Raw genomic sequence first — 14,295 nt, 5'->3', positions numbered from 1 at the left:
CCATATCAATCACGAATCGATATTTAACATCCCTCTTCAGCATCAGATTCAAATCCCCCAAATACCCCACAAGCCACGTAGCGGCCATCATGTCGCGGGAAGAGTAGGCGGGTTTATTGCGGGCGTAATTCGCCATATTTGTAAGACGCCGTAGCGCCACCATCAATCAGCAGATCGCTGCCGGTGACGTAGGTACCATTAGGCCCAAACAGAAACTCTGCCAGCGCACCAATTTCATCCGGTGTGCCGACCCGGCCTGCTGGCGATTTATCCAGCATATTGCGATAAAACGCACCGCGTTCCGCACTATTAAGTTCGTCATAGGCCAGCGGCGTAAAGATAATCCCGGCGCTGATGCAGTTAATTCTCGCTCCACGCTTGCCCCACTTCACCGCTTCAGACATCACGCGCAGCGCATTACAACGCTTGGAAATCTGATAGGCGTATAAGCTGTCTTCAATGTCTTTCACCAGCGGCAGCTCAAGCAGCTTTTCCGGCGGTAACGTGGCTAAGGCATCCGCCTGGGCCTGAGTCAACGCATCAACGGCTAAGCGATGGCTGGACTGCGAGCCAATCACCACACAGGAGCCGCCATGCGCAATCACCTTGCCAAACTCCTCAAAAAGTACGGCGGTACCGTACAAATCAACCCGAAGAAGATCCTGTGCTTTGGCCTGTGAAGGTGAAAGCCCGGCCGTATGAATAACGCCTTTAATCTCACCTAAGGCACAGGCTGACTTCACCAGTGCCTGAACCGACTGCCGAGAACTGACATCGACCGTCGTCGTGCTTACCTCAAACCCCGCACGAGAAAGCGTATTTTCAGCCTGCTGGGCGTTCTCTGTTTTAATATCAGCCAGAAGAATATGTTTGCCGACGCTGACGCGTCGCGCAATGGCCTGGGCAATAGAGCCACTACCAATAACAACAATGACATCTTTCATTTTTATCTCTCTTTCATGATGCTAACTGAAGAAGCATAGCGGCTGGACAAGCGTTGGTTAAGGCTGCCAAAGAACATGCCCTTATGAACCTTGTTCATGAATAAACATCTTGAGTACAGAGATTTCTTTTTGGTTACCCGCACGACATTCGGCACGATTAATCCAAACGCTTCAGGACTCGGGCTGGAGAACCACCGACAACAACATTCGGTTCCACATCTTTAGTGACCACCGCGCCACCAGCAATAACGGCATTCTCACCTACAGTTACGCCGGGCAGAATAAGCGCCCGGGCACCGATCCATACATTACGTTTGATATGAATCGGTTTGCACAGCAGGGTAAAACGATCGTCGAAATCATGATTGGTGGTTGTCAGCGTAACCTGGGGGCCTATCTGGACATCATCTTCAATGACAATCCCACCAGCAGACATCATGGTGCAATTATGGTTAATGAATACATTTTTCCCGACCTGAACCTGGCGACCAAAATCGATATAGACAGGCGGTAAAATCTGGCTGGTACTCTCCATTTCCCGGCCAAAAAGTGGGTGATGCTGCCAACTTACTGATTTAGTGTATGATGGTGTTTTTGAGGTGCTCCAGTGGCTTCTGTTTCTATCAGCTGTCCCTCCTGTTCAGCTACTGACGGGGTGGTGCGTAACGGCAAAAGCACTGCCGGACATCAGCGCTATCTCTGCTCTCACTGCCGTAAAACATGGCAACTACAGTTCACTTACACCGCCTCTCAGCCCGGTACGCACCAGAAAATCATTGATATGGCCATGAATGGCGTCGGATGTCGCGCCAGTGCACGCATTATGGGCGTTGGCCTCAACACGGTTTTACGTCACTTAAAAAACTCAGGCCGCAGTCGGTAACCTCGCGCATACAACCGGGCAGTGATGTGATTGTCTGCGCTGAAATGGACGAACAGTGGGGCTACGTCGGTGCTAAATCACGTCAGCGCTGGCTGTTTTACGCGTATGACAGGATACGGAGGACGGTTGTGGCGCACGTCTTCGGTGAACGCACTCTGGCCACACTGGAGCGTCTTATGAGCCTGCTGTCACCCTTTGACGTGGTGATATGGATGACGGATGGCTGGCCGCTGTATGAATCCCGCCTGAAGGGAAAGCTGCACGTAATCAGCAAGCGATATACGCAGCGAATTGAGCGGCATAACCTGAATCTGAGGCAGCACCTGGCACGGCTGGGACGGAAGTCGCTGTCGTTCTCAAAATCGGTGGAGCTGCATGACAAAGTCATCGGGCATTATCTGAACATAAAACACTATCAATAAGTTGGAGTCATTACCAAAAAGTGCGGTAAATAACGGGTGCAAAGAACCGTCCAAAAATGCATATTCTGCCCGATTAATTGACGCATTAAGTGCCCATGACTGGCTCATATCCTGAATAGCTTCACGGTATTCTGGAGACCGCATGTTGACCGGTTCGCCTGCGGATAACTTTTGGTATAGCGCTGTATCTGACATCTTTTTTCCTGTTGCAATGAAGGATGATCTCGTTTCGATAGAGATATTATCCGTTTGCATTAACCACAAAACCATGAATTGTTTTTGCTTTCAGTATTCCATTTTTTGATACAATTGTGATATTCAAGGTACAGCAAAGGACATCTACAGATGTTAGATAAACTCGATGCATTAAAGATTTTCTGTACAGCGGCAGAAACATTGAAATTTCGAGAAACCGCGAATCGACTTGGGCTTGCGCCTCAGATGGTGACAAGGGCTATTGCTGAGCTTGAACAACAGCTGGGGGAAGTTCTGTTCCTGCGCAACACCCGGCAAATGACGTTAACCCCTTTCGGACAGCAACTGTGGCCAAAGGCCGAATTACTTCTTTCCGAAAGTGAGTCTTTGTTCGCGGGTGGGAAAAAACAAAACAGCCAGGATATGACCGGCCGCGTGCGCGTTACATTGCCGCCGCTGTTCGAAAATCAGGATATTGTGCGTCACCTGCTCCGTTCGCTTGAACCTTACCCTGACCTAACGATTGAATGGCTCCCTGCTGATGCGCATCTCAATATTATTGATGAGCAAATCGACATTGGGATTCGAATAGGTGCAATTCCGGATAATCGATTTATCGTAAAAACGATTCGACCCGTTGGCATCAGTATCGTTGCTGCACCCGATTTAGTTAAGCGGCTAGGAATGCCTGATTCTTTGAAAACATTGCAGTATGAATACCCCCTTAGCGCTTTAAGTAACAGTAACTCCGGCCGTGTATGGCCCTGGCAGTTTGCTGATGGCAATTCATTTTTTCCTGCAAAGCCCAAATTTATCGCCAGTGATATCGGCAGCGAACTGGCTGCCGCACTTGCAGGAAGAACCTGTAGCCAATTGCCGGATATCACCGTTCGCCCATATTTACAGCGCGGGGAACTGGTTAATATTTTCCCTGAGCTGAATTATTCCCCCTGGCAGCTATACATATTCCGGCCGCACCAGCCCTTGATTCCTATGCGTATTCGGGTTGTCTTTGATCATTTGACAAAAATCCTTCATGAACTGTTCAGAGAATAGAGGGCTTACTGACATTGTAAGCATCCCGGTAAAACGGCCCATTCACTTTTAGAGAGCTTCCGACATACCGATCGTGTTCCCTGAGGCGATCGCCATACGTAAAGCCCGATTCACTGAACTCCAGATCATCGTTGTCCTGAAGTCTGTTGAAGCCGGACGTACAGTCAAGAGTGTCTGCCGCGAAGCAGGGATTTCTGAAGTCTCGTACTCCAGCTGGAAAGTAAAGCACGGTGGGATGGAAGCCACGGAGATCAAAAAGATGATACGTCTACCAGGACCGAAAACGGCTCTGCTGGCTCTGTTCAGCATGAGCATAATAACCAGCAATAAAAGGGGGTATGCCAGAAAAGCGCCGAAAGATAAACCTCCAGCCGGAAAAATCTTCACCTCGTGCGTTAACGAAATTATCTGTCCCCCTCATCCAAATAAAAAACCTCTCCTGCAAAATTATTGATTTATCTTACTTAATCAAATACCCACAAAAAAGTCATTGCGCCTTAATAAAAAAACCTGCGCTGACAATTGGAAACTGAGCCGACAGTTTTATTACATTAGTGCACTAATTCCTGTTCGGCAAAAATCATTACCCGGACAAATCATGATTTAAATCAACTTCTCCCCTAAAAGCAGGATGTTTCTCCTGTGGTAATATTCTTATAAAAGTGCGAATAACCCTAATTTTATAGATAAAAAGCCTTCTTCACGCAGTCAAAAAAATTTCATATTCCCATATCACACACAAACAATAACCAATTGATTTAATTAGAATAAATCTATAAATTACAATAAAAATTTAAATATACCGCGACGAAAATAATAAATCCATCTTATATACCCCAACCTTTTTAACTTTTAAAACCGATAGTTTTTACCTATCACCTACAAACCACCCATTTACTCAAACGATTAGAACAAATGTTACTCCCGTGTGAATATCAGCCGCAATGAGAATTATTCCACAGGAAGGATTAACAAAAAACTTTTAGAAAACGCACTTCCATTATTCCGACGTCAACAAATCAGTCTCTTGTATATACCCGTGATCATTGAAGACGCTTGATTTTTCAGCAACAGGAGATCATGCTGTCCCCATGAAAATCTTTATCACTGACCAACAAAAAGCTGAACTTGAGCGTCTTCATGACTCCAGTCGTGATAAGCGCGTTTGCGATCGCATTAAAGCCATTCTTCTGGCCTCCGAGGGCTGGAGTTCGGCCATGATCGCTCAGGCTTTACGCCTGCATCAGACTACTGTTGACCACCATATCAGCGAGTTTCTGAACAAAGGCAAGCTGAAGCCCGAAAATGGCGGCTCAGACAGCAAACTCAGCGCTGAACAAATGGCTTTTTTAATCAGCCACTTATCCGACAATTTATTTTACCATACCCGTGATATTGTCGCGTTTGTCGCGCGGACATGGAACATCGTTTTCAGCATTCCGGGAATGAATAAGTGGCTGCACCGGAACGGCTTCACCTATAAAAAACCGTCAGGCGTCCCGCATAAATTCAGTGAAGAGAAACAAAAGCAATTCATTGAATATTATGAGGAACTCAAAGCCACCGCAGGTGATGAACCGGTTCTTTTTATTGATGCTGTCCATCCGACTCAGGCCACCAAAATAGGTTATGGCTGGATACGTAAAGGCCAGAGAAAAGCGGTAAAAACAACAGGTAGTCGTACACGGCTGAATATCATGGGGGCGCTGAATCTGAAGGCCCCGGAACATCCGCTAATCTGCGAATATAAAACGGTTAATGAATACAACGTATCTCGTTTTTTCAATGAGATACGTAAAATTTATCCAGATTATCAGCAGAAAGTTCATGTTATTCTGGATGGTGCTGGTTATCACCGTTCACAGTTAGTGAAAGACTGGGCGGAGGTGGTAAATATAAAACTTCATTACCTCCCGCCGTACAGCCCGAACCTGAATCCGATAGAACGAATGTGGAAGTTAATGAACGAACATGCCCGGAATAACCGCTACTTCAGCAACAGCAGGGAGTTCAGGGATGCAATATCTGAATTTTTCAGCCATACGTTACCGGGGATAGCGGGTTTTCTGACGTCCCGAATTAACGATCATTTTCAGGTGCTCAAACCTGCATCTTGAGGTTTATTGGGTATAAACAAAGTTATTTTATCCACAACGAATGGAGTCTTCACATCATGAAATTAAACCGCGCAATTCTTTCTATCGTGGTTTTCTCTGCTATCTCCTCAATGAATGCTTTTGCGTCCGACAATACCATTACATTTTTGGGTGAAGTTGCTGATGAAACCTGTTCCGTCACCGTTAACGGTGTTGCGGCATCGCCAACGGTATTATTACCGACAGTTTCAGCGTCATCCTTAACCAATGCTGCTGATACCGCCGGACAAACGACTTTTGACATTGGTGTTTCCGAATGTACCGGTTCATCTTCGGGTGTCACTATTTCTACCGTATTTGTGGGGAACAACGTGAGCAGCGGCACCGGCAACTTAATCAATACCGGTACAGCGGGCAACGTGGAAATTCAGGTACTGGATACCAGCGATGCAGCAATTGATTTCAGAAATAACTTTAACGGTGCCGGTGACTTAAGCCTGGCTGCTGATGAAACATCGGCCAGCGCGACCTATACCGCGCAGTACTACTCGACGGGTGGTGCGACAACCGGGACCGTTGAATCCTCAATGCAATATTCCGTTTCATATCAGTAATAAATATATGGTGAGAGTATCTCTCACCATATTTATTATTCATCAGGAGTCATTATGAATTATTTCAGTCGTTCATTGCAGACTGTTAGTGTAGCGGCCTTTCTGATGATGTCTGGTTATATATCCCAGGCAGATGCCAGCGTCACCATGGTCGGCACACGCATTATTTACCACGCAGAGGAAAAATCAGTCGATGTGACCTTGAAAAATAAAGACCAATTTCCCTATGTTATCTCTACCTGGTTTGACGAGGGCGTTATGACGGATGGCCCAAGTAAATCAGTGCGCGTGCCATTTATTGTCACACCACCCGCGTTCCGCATTCAGCCCAATAATGGCCAGGTTATCCGCATCGTATTTACCGGTGATAAAAAATTACCTCAGGATCGCGAGTCATTATTCTATTTTAATTTTTTACAGGTTCCACCCTCGAATAATCAAGGGGGAACCGCGACAACCAAACAGAACAGCCTGTTAGTGATGTTACGTAACCGGGTTAAGCTTTTTTACCGCCCCGCCGGGCTGGCTACCGACGCGAAAGACATGCTGGATAACCTTAAAGTCGCGGCCGCTCATCATAATAATAAAGCGGGCGTGGTCATCCGCAATGAACAACCCTACTACGTGACGATTACCGGGTTAAAGATTGCCGGAACGTCGAAAATCTACGCGCCTAAGAACGATATGATTGCCCCGTTCTCCAGTGAAATCTACGTCTTCCCTGGCGATCGTCCTTCCGCAGTGAACAGCGTAGAAGTGACGCTGATTAACGATCAGGGAGCACGGATCAGTGAAAACTATCCGCTATAGCTTTCGGTGGCTGGTAAAACCACAGGGGCTTTCCCTTGTGGTGACCATGCTGTTACCGGCATCTGCGTGGGCGGAATATTACTTTGACCCCTCGCTATTACAGGGTTCTAGCGTTGGGCAGGACGTGGATATCAGCCGTTTTAACCAGGCGAGCGACGCTCTGGCGCCCGGGGATTATTTACTGGATATCTATGTCAACCAGCAGCTGATTCGCAACAAGGTGAAAATCAGCCTTAGCGCGCTACCGGCGCAGCCTGATACCATCGAACCTTGCCTGCCCGCAGAAATCGTCGATGCCAGCGCCATTCGGGTCAAGAAAACATCCGCAGAGCCATCTACCGGCTGTTTTTTCATTAGCCAACTGGGGCCAAAAATAAACTGGAACATCGATACCAGCAAATTAAGACTGGATATGACGATCCCCCAGGCCGGGCTATACCATAACCCCCGCGGCTATATTCCCGTATCGGAATTGGATGCGGGTGCCAGCGCGCTGTATTTACGTCATAACACCAACTTCTATCATACCGAAAATACCGCCAGCCATTTTCGGTATGATTATCTGTGGAGCAATATTAACGGCGGCATTAACGCCGGATTATGGCAACTCAACCACCAGGGGAATTTGCGCTACTCGGACAACTCGCTTGCCGGTGCGAGCTATAAATACAATAGCGTCAGAACCTGGGTACAACGCCCGCTGCCTATTATTGATAGCGTCGTCTCGTTTGGCGATAACTACACCAACAGTAGCCTCTTCGGTAGCCTGTCATTCAACGGTATTAAATTAAGCACCGACCAGCGGATGTGGCCGCAGGGGAAACGCGGCTATGCACCTGAAGTCCGCGGTATTGCCGCCACTACCGCGCGAGTCCGGGTCAGCCAGCAGGATAAAGTGATTTATGAAACCACGGTGCCACCGGGAGCCTTCGTCATTAATGACCTGTATAACACCAAAAGTCAGGGCGATCTTAAGGTTGATGTCATTGAGGCCAATGGTCAGGTGTCGACCTTTACCGTGCCTTATTCAGCCGTTCCTGACTCTGTTCGTCCTGGTAGCTGGAACTATGAACTGGCGATGGGCCATGTCCGCAGCTATTACAGCGTAGAAAATAAATTCTTAGAAGGCGTCATTCAGCGCGGGGTCAATAACTACCTGACTGCCAACATCGGTACGCGCATCGCTGAAAACTACACCGCCGGACTGCTGGGCGGCGTTATTGCCACCCCCGTCGGCGCGTTTGGCTTGAACAGCGTGTATTCCCAGGCCAAAGCGGAAAACAATAAAGATGAACACGGTTGGCGCATTGAAGCCAGCTACAGTAAAACCTTTACCACCGGAACCAATCTGGTATTGGCGGCATATCGTTATTCAACCAGTGGATACCGCGATTTACAGGATGTGCTTGGCGTTCGGCGTCAGGAAAAAAGCGGCGTCACCTATTATTCAGACACCCTCCAGCAGCGTAATAACCTGTCGGCGACCATTGGTCAGCCGTTGGGAGATTGGGGAATGCTGAATCTGACCGGGAGTACTGCCGATTATTATAATAACAACTCACGCATCACCCAATTGCAGATGGGTTACAGCACCAGCTGGCGCAATATCAACATTAACCTGAACGTCGCCCGCCAGCGGAACGTCTACTCCAGCAGCTATTACACCAGCGTCAACGACCGCGACTTCAATACCGACAACAAACGCAAATATACCGAAAATACCCTCTCGCTTGGCTTCTCAATTCCGCTGGATTTCGGCAACAGCCGCTCGCAGCTGACGTTTGATATGAACAAAAGCAACAATAACCGCTCAGCAACAACCGGCCTGAGCGGGACCTTCGGCGAAAACAACAGCACCAGCTATTCCATGTATGCCGGGATGAGTGATGAGGATCAGGGCGGAAACACGACTATCCTCGGCGGTAATATTGAACGACGCACGTCACTCGGTTCATTACGCGGCTCGGTTTCCAAAGGCCAGGACTACCGCCAGTTTGGACTTGGCTCCTCCGGCACGCTGGTTTTCCACAGCGGAGGCGTCACCGCAGGGCCGTACACCAGCGATACCTTTGCGCTTATAGAAGCACCAGGGGCGCAGGGCGCAGCGATCAGAAATGGTCAGGGGGCGGTGGTGGATCGCTTTGGCTATGCGCTATTACCGTCACTCACCCCCTATCGTTACAACAATGTCAGTCTTGATGTACAGAATATGAATGACGATGTCGAGCTACAGGGAGGCAGCATGCGCGTTGTGCCTTACGCAGGGGCTATCTCGCGGGTGAAATTTGACACCATTAGCGGCAAAGCAGTGCTTATCAATACCTTGCTCCCCGGCGGCGGCCAGCCGCCAATGGGAGCAGAGGTCACTAACAACAGTGGTTCTTCGGTGGGGATTGTGGGTCAGGGTGGCCAGATATACGCCCGTCTGGCCGCTGAGTCTGGTTCGCTGTACGTGATGTGGGGGAAAAAGAACAGCCAGCGCTGTAGGGTTGATTACCGCTTACCGTCCCGGAGCGGAGAAAGCCTTTACCAATTAGACCTGCCCTGCCATCAGGAGTAAACGATAATGAAGCTCAAATTTTATTTATGCGGTTTACTGCTGGCGGGCGTATTGCCGACTATTGGACACGCAACCTGTATAAGCGTCACCGCAACCTCCAGCTTATCGGCCACGGCCATTCAGGCGGGCTATACGGCGGCGTCATGGATAGGCACAACGGACGACCAGGTTCAGGGCAGCCTCGGATTGCCCGGCGTCATTACCCTAAGCAGCGGCTCCGGTTTTCAGACCGAAGGGACATTATTAGCCAGCTCTTCTGCAACCTTTGTCCCCAGCGGGCGTACCGGCGGTTATTCAGCATCGCAGGTCTTGTTCCGCTGCGACGTCGCCGATCTCGGTTCGCTTTACGAATATTATGCGACCAACGGTGATGATGCCTACGGCGGAATGTACGCGGTCAGCAGCATAGACGGCGCCTATTACACCTACGTACGCAACGTCGCAGTCAGGCTGACGAATCTGAAAACTGGCGAGTACTATACCCGTTTATGGAAACGCCGGGAAATTACCGCCAGCGACGTATTCAATGACGGAACCTACATCTATGTTCCCGCCAGCGCCTTCAGCGATGTGTATGTCGAGCTATTCAAGGTGGATAGCACCACCTATGGTCTGAATACCAGCGCATCTTATTCTTATGACTATGCAGGCCCGGCCGGTTACATCGCTTTTCAGGGAGGAGGCTTCAGCCCTGCCCTGGTCGTAGGTGCAGATAGCATGTACAACTATAGCGGCTGGTATGCCCAGTGGGCCGGCGGATGGAGCCTGACCCGACAATCAAGATTCGTCCGGGGTGCGGCATGCCGTATTAGCGACTATCCCGCACAGGTTTATCTGCCGACCATCACGGTGGCCGAACTGAATTCCGGCAGCACCAGTCAGTCGCCCTTCACTATCAATGTGGAATGTGAGTCGGGCGCCAAATCGGGTACTGCGCAATCCACCGCCTCCTCTGCCAATGTGGCTATGGGTTTTTTGGTGAACAACGCCACGGCGGCCAGCGCCGCAACCAAACTGGGTCTGACGACCAGTTCCGGGGCTTATACCTGGCTACTGGATAATAACTATGGCCAGAGCGGCGTCGCCTCCGGTGTGGGCATTCGTATTTACAGCGATAACCTGGGTAGTGCCCCCTTAAATCTGCTACCCAATAAAGTCTCAACGGCAACCGGGAACAGCGGAGGATGGTATGCCTATCAGGACCTGACGACGCTGACTTCGAGCGGTTCAGTAGATACCTATACCGGTAATTTTACCGCCTCCCTGGAGGCCATTACCGGGCAAACCGTGACATCAGGAACCGTGTATGCGCAATTGCAGGTTTTGGTCAGTTTTCAGTGATTTTGTTCGCTTTTTCGCACCCGCAGCGCTATTTTTCGTCTCACTGTCATCTCTGGCGGTAGTGAATTTAGAAGTCACGCGGGTGGTGTTTAATGGCGACGATCGTACGCTGTCTTTAACGCTGGCGAATTCCGACCTGCAGCCCACGCTGGTACAGGTCTGGACGGATAACGGCGACCCGCTGCTTGCGCCAGATAAAGTCATTACCCCAATGGTGGCGATTCCGCCGGTGTTCAGCATGGCCCCCGGTGAGATGCGCTCTATCAAACTGCTGCTGACATCCCGCCAGGCGTTGTCGAGCAATAAGGAATCCCTGCTGTGGCTGAATATTTTTCAAATTCCGCCGCAAACCCAGCAGGATCGGCAGGCACCGCAAAAAGTGCTGCTGCCCATGAGGATCAGGCTGAAGGTCTTTATTCGCCCTCAGGGCATCAATGCTCCGATAGAAAGCGATGGCCACAAACTCAGCTTCACGCTACAACAGGATGAGCCACCAAAACTCATCGTCCATAATCCAACGCCATGGCATATGACACTGTCGGATATTACCTGCGGCCATTATACGGCTGAAACCAGCATGGTGCCCCCGCAGTCCAGCCAGCCAATTATGCTAAACGGCAGCAAAGGCACATGTAAAACATTGCAATATAACTTGATTAACGACTCAGGAAATCGCTGGCAATATTCAACTAATCTGTAGTGAATAGATCAAAGCTGTAATATTTCAACTATGAGGTCGATGGTTTAAGCATCCCCATAAATCCCTGCTTCGCGGCAGACATTCTTAACGGTGCGTGCGGCTTCAACAGACTTCAGGGCAGCGATGATCTGGTGCTCAGTGAATCGGGCTTTATGCATGGCGATCGCCTCAGGGGGCACAATCAGTATGTCGGAAGATCTCTAAGAGTGAATGGGCCGTTTTAGCGGGATGCTTACAATATCCAGACCACCTTCGGCCAGTTCCTTATCCCAGGCAAGCGCGGAAGCCGGGTTATCTTTCAGGGTCTCATCTAGTTTCAGGCTTTGGTTATCGCTGACTTTCTTCCATTTATCGATGACAGCCTAGCAGTCGCCACCCGATTTACGGCAGTCCGACAGTTCTTTATCAAAGGTCAGCGACTGATTGGTACTCAGATAGTTATTCTCAACAACTATCTTTTCCCATGACGCTCATGCAACTTATTTTTCAACCATACTCCGGCACCCAATACTACTCCGGCTATGCTTCCTTTTTTTAATGCGATATATAATGCCTCTTCCCATAAAAAATGGAATTTCCCATCATTGAAATAGAAAATTGTCGATACTCCTAGTTGGCATATAAAAAGAACAACGGAAATTAACACAGTACAATACAAAACCAAGAAGATAAGCCATGGAATACCAACCCTGCTGAAAAGATTCATTGCTTCTTCTCCCGCTTGTCTAACTCATCTTTTACAGCGTTTCCTGTAAGTTCAGAAGCAGTAGCACCTGTAACCGCACCAATAACATCCTTTGTCACTTGATCGGTTACTGGAGACAATGAATCAACAACTTTACCTCCTAAACTACCAACCACACTACCAAAACCATTACTTCTCACAGAGTTAGTCGGTTCCTCCCCTTTAATCGCACTGCCAATCGCAGCGCCCCCCATATTGATTGCAGCGGATGCTTTCCAGCTTTTTCCTGTGGTAGCTGCCGATGTTATACCGGCCATGATGGCATCGACAAAACTGAATGGCTCATCGCCACTGAGCTGGACACCTGTATTCACCGCCGTGCCTATTGCAGCATTGACAGCCATACCTTCTCTTATTGTGGTTCCCCGTACGCTACTGCCAAATATCAGAGGGGAATCACCGATACTGGCATTCGATTTATGATAGCCCCAAGTATTTACAGTGCTCTGAGCTTGATTCAATACAGCATTGTCAGGATTACGCTCATAGCCGGGATAGTCAAAAAGATTCTGTACCATTTGTTTAGCTTTATCAGCTCCATAAACTGATTGCATTTCAGCTGCATACACTCGTACATAAGCATTCAATTCAACGCGTTCTGATTCCGACAATGAAGTTGGATCACGGCGAAATTTGCCCATAAGAGCATCACTACGTTTATCAGCATTTTCAATCTTAATCAGCTCGTTAGCTGTAGCTAACGACTTATCACCGGCCTTAATTTTCTCAACGGCTTTATCGAGTCTGTCTGAAGATGTCGTACCAAGGAAATTATTCTCAACAACAACTCTCTCTGACGCACATTGTGGTAATGATGGGAATTTTCCCTTGCATTTTAGTTAGTTATATTGTTTCCCGACTGTTGTATTTCCGGTCCGGAAAATTTTTGCCTCGACGAACCTTTTTCTCCTGAACACGCTACCGCCCGGTGCCTCCATTTTATTCTATAAAATAGTATGTTAATGGATATTAACGCTCACTGATGCAGAGTTTCAGAAAAAATCATCGAATAAAGTAAATTATTTTTACTTCAACCTAACGCCAAGACGTATTTTATCTGTTGGAAATAAAGGTTGTAGAATCACATTGTCGTTAAAAATAAACAGTTTTGGTGACAATGCTGTTACATCATAAATATTTTCAAAAACTAGCCTTAGGCTTGTCTTAAAAATAGGTATGTCTGCATTATCTGCAATGACGTATACATCATCGTTTTTTAGGGCTGCCTCATTCGACAAGTCGTTAACGGTCTCGAAATCTTTAAAGTCAATTTCCGACCATAATATATTCCCGTTAGCAGATGGGTATTTATTAAAAATACCCATCACGCTCACTTGATCTTTTTCACTAAGCACATTGAAATCAGCGCTAAGTGCTTCTTTACATTCATCAAATAGAGTCATGGGCCCTACCTGTTCAATTGTTTCAATATGGTCTCAAAGGACTTTTCATTACCATCAAATGGAATTACTTGTTTAACCGCCTTTCCGGGGCCTTTTCCTTGAGAATAATCCCATATATTGATATGAGTGCCTTTTTCAGGATCATAGTCTACTCGCCAGCCAAGTTTACCATCGCTGGACTGACGACCAATAACTTTTCCATTTCCAGCGCTTACCTCTAACCGACCGATGACGGGCTTTGAATCATCCCCTAAGTTACCTACAATGTCTAAAGCTTTATTACGAGCACTTTCCCAGTTCTTCTCTGGTTTAAGCACCGTTTCAATTCGGTTGTTAGGCTGATTATTAGATTTAGCCTTACTAATTCCAGCAGCAGCACCCGCCGCATTAGCTATAGCTGCATGGCCAAAAATATTCACCAGCTCGGCGGACGTTTCTTCTGAACCGCCAAACATCTGCGCACGATAAATCAGCGTATTAATCGAACCATCAAAGTTTGACTGAGCTCCTCTCAGGTTTGCCCATT

General features: G+C 48.1%; 13 protein-coding genes and 4 pseudogenes. 9 read left to right on the top strand and 8 right to left on the bottom strand.

The features are described from left to right. Window positions 1–113: 113 nt before the first annotated feature. Together H7R56_RS10750 and H7R56_RS10745 are read right to left on the bottom strand one after the other, a co-directional pair. Window positions 114–944, bottom strand: a complete 831-nt coding sequence (locus H7R56_RS10750; RefSeq protein ID WP_106926623.1) for an SDR family oxidoreductase — start codon at window positions 942–944, stop codon at window positions 114–116. Window positions 945–1,101: 157 nt separating this feature from the next. Continuing rightward, window positions 1,102–1,479, bottom strand: a complete 378-nt coding sequence (locus tag H7R56_RS10745) for a DapH/DapD/GlmU-related protein (protein ID WP_106927041.1) — start codon at window positions 1,477–1,479, stop codon at window positions 1,102–1,104. Between the two features lie 72 nt (window positions 1,480–1,551). On the opposite strand from H7R56_RS10745, the gene H7R56_RS10740 reads away from it, so the two are divergent. The 9 genes and pseudogenes from H7R56_RS10740 to H7R56_RS10700 all read left to right on the top strand — a co-directional run bounded on the left by H7R56_RS10740 (window position 1,552) and on the right by H7R56_RS10700 (window position 11,621). Further along, window positions 1,552–2,249, top strand: a protein-coding gene (locus H7R56_RS10740) for an IS1 family transposase (RefSeq protein ID WP_227674736.1) whose coding sequence is annotated in 2 segments (ribosomal slippage) — window positions 1,552–1,801 and window positions 1,801–2,249 — 699 coding nt in all. Because the reading frame shifts where the segments join, the coding sequence is not laid out codon by codon here. 345 nt (window positions 2,250–2,594) lie between these two features. Next, window positions 2,595–3,500, top strand: a complete 906-nt coding sequence (locus H7R56_RS10735; RefSeq protein WP_106931125.1) for a LysR family transcriptional regulator — start codon at window positions 2,595–2,597, stop codon at window positions 3,498–3,500. A 94-nt stretch (window positions 3,501–3,594) separates the two neighbouring features. Further along, window positions 3,595–3,807, top strand: a pseudogene (locus H7R56_RS10730) (transposase); the annotation flags it as partial. Between the two features lie 784 nt (window positions 3,808–4,591). Continuing rightward, window positions 4,592–5,617, top strand: coding sequence for an IS630 family transposase (locus H7R56_RS10725; RefSeq protein WP_182928691.1), 1,026 nt, complete (start codon window positions 4,592–4,594; stop codon window positions 5,615–5,617). Window positions 5,618–5,673: 56 nt separating this feature from the next. Next, window positions 5,674–6,210 carry a fimbrial protein gene (locus H7R56_RS10720; protein ID WP_106930214.1) on the top strand — a complete coding sequence of 179 codons (537 nt, stop codon included), beginning with the start codon at window positions 5,674–5,676 and terminating at the stop codon, window positions 6,208–6,210. A gap of 54 nt (window positions 6,211–6,264) precedes the next feature. Further along, window positions 6,265–7,020 (top strand): fimbria/pilus periplasmic chaperone, encoded by a 756-nt coding sequence (locus H7R56_RS10715; protein WP_106930217.1) that lies wholly within the window; start codon window positions 6,265–6,267, stop codon window positions 7,018–7,020. Beyond that, window positions 7,001–9,580 carry a fimbrial outer membrane usher protein gene (locus H7R56_RS10710; protein WP_227674735.1) on the top strand — a complete coding sequence of 860 codons (2,580 nt, stop codon included), beginning with the start codon at window positions 7,001–7,003 and terminating at the stop codon, window positions 9,578–9,580. The genes H7R56_RS10715 and H7R56_RS10710 overlap by 20 nt, the downstream gene beginning before the upstream one ends. Before the next feature lie 6 nt (window positions 9,581–9,586). Further along, window positions 9,587–10,921 carry a fimbrial usher protein StbD gene (gene stbD, locus H7R56_RS10705; protein WP_106930219.1) on the top strand — a complete coding sequence of 445 codons (1,335 nt, stop codon included), beginning with the start codon at window positions 9,587–9,589 and terminating at the stop codon, window positions 10,919–10,921. A gap of 61 nt (window positions 10,922–10,982) precedes the next feature. Continuing rightward, window positions 10,983–11,621 (top strand): fimbria/pilus periplasmic chaperone, encoded by a 639-nt coding sequence (locus H7R56_RS10700; protein ID WP_181358043.1) that lies wholly within the window; start codon window positions 10,983–10,985, stop codon window positions 11,619–11,621. Between the two features lie 59 nt (window positions 11,622–11,680). On the opposite strand, the pseudogene H7R56_RS10695 reads toward H7R56_RS10700, so the two are convergent. The 6 genes and pseudogenes from H7R56_RS10695 to H7R56_RS28045 form a co-directional block, all read right to left on the bottom strand. Continuing rightward, window positions 11,681–11,779: pseudogene (locus H7R56_RS10695) on the bottom strand (transposase); the annotation flags it as partial. A 66-nt stretch (window positions 11,780–11,845) separates the two neighbouring features. Then, window positions 11,846–12,079, bottom strand: a pseudogene (locus H7R56_RS28050) (hypothetical protein); the annotation flags it as partial. Next, on the bottom strand, window positions 12,073–12,327 hold the full coding sequence (locus H7R56_RS10690) for a hypothetical protein (RefSeq protein WP_106930227.1): 255 nt from the start codon (window positions 12,325–12,327) through the stop codon (window positions 12,073–12,075). The pseudogene H7R56_RS28050 and the gene H7R56_RS10690, both read right to left, overlap by 7 nt. Then, window positions 12,324–13,007, bottom strand: coding sequence for a hypothetical protein (locus H7R56_RS10685; RefSeq protein WP_146145739.1), 684 nt, complete (start codon window positions 13,005–13,007; stop codon window positions 12,324–12,326). The genes H7R56_RS10690 and H7R56_RS10685 overlap by 4 nt, the downstream gene beginning before the upstream one ends. A gap of 384 nt (window positions 13,008–13,391) precedes the next feature. Continuing rightward, window positions 13,392–13,769 (bottom strand): CDI toxin immunity protein, encoded by a 378-nt coding sequence (locus H7R56_RS10680; protein WP_181358044.1) that lies wholly within the window; start codon window positions 13,767–13,769, stop codon window positions 13,392–13,394. Between the two features lie 5 nt (window positions 13,770–13,774). Next, window positions 13,775–14,155: pseudogene (locus H7R56_RS28045) on the bottom strand (hypothetical protein); the annotation flags it as partial. Window positions 14,156–14,295: the final 140 nt, after the last annotated feature.

Origin of the sequence: Klebsiella sp. WP3-W18-ESBL-02 (genome assembly GCF_014168815.1) — a bacterium.
Lineage (GTDB): Bacteria > Pseudomonadota > Gammaproteobacteria > Enterobacterales > Enterobacteriaceae > Kluyvera > Kluyvera ascorbata_B.
Note: the sequence above shows the minus strand (reverse complement) of the source record. Positions and strands in the feature narration are given on the sequence as shown.

What these genes read in the sequence shown, in the direction of transcription:
- H7R56_RS10750 (WP_106926623.1), bottom strand. Translation starts at nt 944, where the DNA reads ATGAAAGATGTCATTGTTGTTATTGGTAGTGGCTCTATTGCCCAGGCC.
- H7R56_RS10745 (WP_106927041.1), bottom strand. Translation starts at nt 1,479, where the DNA reads ATGGAGAGTACCAGCCAGATTTTACCGCCTGTCTATATCGATTTTGGT.
- H7R56_RS10735 (WP_106931125.1), top strand. Translation starts at nt 2,595, where the DNA reads ATGTTAGATAAACTCGATGCATTAAAGATTTTCTGTACAGCGGCAGAA.
- H7R56_RS10725 (WP_182928691.1), top strand. Translation starts at nt 4,592, where the DNA reads ATGAAAATCTTTATCACTGACCAACAAAAAGCTGAACTTGAGCGTCTT.
- H7R56_RS10720 (WP_106930214.1), top strand. Translation starts at nt 5,674, where the DNA reads ATGAAATTAAACCGCGCAATTCTTTCTATCGTGGTTTTCTCTGCTATC.
- H7R56_RS10715 (WP_106930217.1), top strand. Translation starts at nt 6,265, where the DNA reads ATGAATTATTTCAGTCGTTCATTGCAGACTGTTAGTGTAGCGGCCTTT.
- stbD (WP_106930219.1), top strand. Translation starts at nt 9,587, where the DNA reads ATGAAGCTCAAATTTTATTTATGCGGTTTACTGCTGGCGGGCGTATTG.
- H7R56_RS10690 (WP_106930227.1), bottom strand. Translation starts at nt 12,327, where the DNA reads ATGAATCTTTTCAGCAGGGTTGGTATTCCATGGCTTATCTTCTTGGTT.
- H7R56_RS10685 (WP_146145739.1), bottom strand. Translation starts at nt 13,007, where the DNA reads ATGGGCAAATTTCGCCGTGATCCAACTTCATTGTCGGAATCAGAACGC.
- H7R56_RS10680 (WP_181358044.1), bottom strand. Translation starts at nt 13,769, where the DNA reads ATGACTCTATTTGATGAATGTAAAGAAGCACTTAGCGCTGATTTCAAT.